Genomic DNA, 1,141 nt, shown 5'->3' on the forward strand with positions numbered 1-1,141 from the left:
CACCGCGTCGGCGGCGCGAGCACCGGAAACTGCGATCAGGGCCGCAGCTGAGCCGAGAAGAAGGCTCTTGATGTTCATTTTCTGACCTCCAGTCAGAATCGAACGGAGGAGCCGAACAAACCGCGCTTAAGTAGGCTTTTTTCCCTTTTATTTCAGAGAGATAAATCTTGGATCAGTCAGCGGGCTCTGTACGCCAAAACCGTTTGCTGGCGAAGGTCTTGCCATATCCGGACCTGAAATAGCGCTCGAGTTGCCGCGCGTTGGCCTCGGTTTCAACCACGATATAAGCCTTCAAGCTGGCAGGCAGATGAGCTTTTGTTGAAGTCACATATCCTGATTGATGCGATTCGAAGCGGTGCCGGAGATCATTGGTTGATCCGACGTAGACATCGCCGTTACGGAGCTGCAGGAAATAGACGTACCACATGGTCCCCCTACGTTACCTTCGTAGCTTCGAGCGACACTCCTACGCCCAAAATGCGGTTCCGGGTGGCCTGCCACCCGAAGCCCGCAGGGCGTAGGGTGGCGGAGAGGATGGGATTCGAACCCACGAGAAGCTTTTGACCTCTACTCCCTTAGCAGGGGAGCGCCTTCGACCACTCGGCCACCTCTCCGTCGCGCCGCTGGATAAAGAAAAGCGCAGGCACAATCAACAAGCCCGCGTCATAATCAGCGAAAAATCGGCAAGCGGGCGCGGTCCCGCTGCCTCGGATGGCGATTCTGCGGCAATAGCCTGGCGGCCGACTCGCCGGCGCGCCGCAATTCGGTCGAGCGATTGCCGGATTCGGCCTGATTCAAGCGCCGTGCGGGCCTGAAGGTTAACGAGAACTTTCGGAGTGAGGCCAAATCGTGTCATTTGTGCAACAACCCCCGGCGATAGCGCCCGGACAGCCCTTGCGCCGATACGATCGTGGTTGAACGGCGTCGGCTCATGGGTAAAGGTCACGTTCGAAGGAGCGGCGCGGTGCGCATCTTTTTCGGTAGTGGGGATGGGGCAGGGAACGCTGTCCTTCAGCAAAAAATACCCAGACCCGTTTTTTAACTTTTGACTGGAGGTCAGAAAATGAACATCAAGAGCCTTCTTCTCGGCTCAGCTGCGGCCCTGATCGCAGTTTCCGGTGCTCGCGCCGCCGACGCGGTG

1 protein-coding gene and 1 tRNA gene are annotated in these 1,141 nt (G+C 57.8%); both read right to left on the reverse strand.

What is annotated here, in order from left to right; genetic code table 11:
* Window positions 1-172: 172 nt before the first annotated feature.
* Window positions 173-427, reverse strand: coding sequence for a GIY-YIG nuclease family protein (locus F3H96_RS30385; protein ID WP_149805300.1), 255 nt, complete (start codon window positions 425-427; stop codon window positions 173-175).
* A gap of 96 nt (window positions 428-523) precedes the next feature.
* Window positions 524-614, reverse strand: a tRNA-Ser gene (locus tag F3H96_RS30390).
* Window positions 615-1,141: the final 527 nt, after the last annotated feature.

Source organism: Mesorhizobium sp. NFR06, assembly GCF_900115245.1.
GTDB lineage: Bacteria > Pseudomonadota > Alphaproteobacteria > Rhizobiales > Rhizobiaceae > Mesorhizobium.

What these genes read in the sequence shown, in the direction of transcription:
- F3H96_RS30385 (WP_149805300.1), bottom strand. Translation starts at nt 427, where the DNA reads ATGTGGTACGTCTATTTCCTGCAGCTCCGTAACGGCGATGTCTACGTC.